The organism is Treponema sp. R6D11 (assembly GCF_054786075.1).
In genome coordinates this window covers 1-737 of sequence record NZ_BDHD01000586.1, presented here as the reverse complement: position 1 = coordinate 737, position 737 = coordinate 1, and the positions used below count along the sequence as shown (strand labels likewise).

The 737-nt window shown below is 54.8% G+C and carries 1 protein-coding gene and 1 pseudogene; both read left to right on the top strand.

The features are described from left to right. Positions 1 to 430, top strand: a 430-nt coding sequence (locus ACYVTD_RS14860; RefSeq protein ID WP_461248489.1) for an ATP-binding cassette domain-containing protein, incomplete at its 5' end; no start/stop codon positions are given. A gap of 8 nt (positions 431 to 438) precedes the next feature. Further along, positions 439 to 737, top strand: a pseudogene (locus ACYVTD_RS14855) (sodium:proton exchanger); the annotation flags it as partial.

The window sequence follows — 737 nt, the reverse complement described above, 5'->3', positions numbered from 1 at the left end:
ACTCGGTTCGGGGCAGACCGCGAGGGAGGTAAACTCCCGCGCCTACTGCGCCTGGTACAATTTTTCGGGCGCGGACCAGTCAAAAAAAGTGGGAGTGCTTTCCGGCGGGGAGCGCAACCGCCTGAACCTCGCGATGATGCTCAAAGAGGGGGCTAACGTCCTTTTGCTCGACGAGCCGACAAATGATCTTGACGTGAACACTTTGCGCGGCCTTGAAGAGGCGCTTGACTCCTTCGCGGGGGTAAGCCTTGTAATCAGCCACGACCGCTGGTTCTTGGACAGAATCGTAACGCACATACTCGCGTTTGAAGACGGCGAGATCGTCTGGTACGACGGCAACTGGTCGGAATACGCCGAATGGCGCAGGGAGAAACTCGGGTCGGCGGCGGACAGCCCCCACCGTTATGTATACAGAAAATTGGAAAGGTAGAAAATCAAATGGCGGCAGAATCAGAATCAATCGGCGAGTTAATGGCGGTATTGGCCCTTCAGATCGGAATAGTTTTATTTGCGGGGCGCTTTTTCGGCAGGCTTGCAAAAAAGATAGGAATACCACAGGGTTTTGGGGGACTCATAGCGGGCATCGTCATCGGGCCTTACGCCCTTGGGGGCATGAAGATCCCCGGGTTTCCAAACGGCATTTTTTCTTTGGGGAGCGGAACGCTTGCGGTAAGCAACGAGGTATACGCCATCGCCTCAATCGCTTCCATTATTTTACTTTTCGCGTCCGGGCTTGA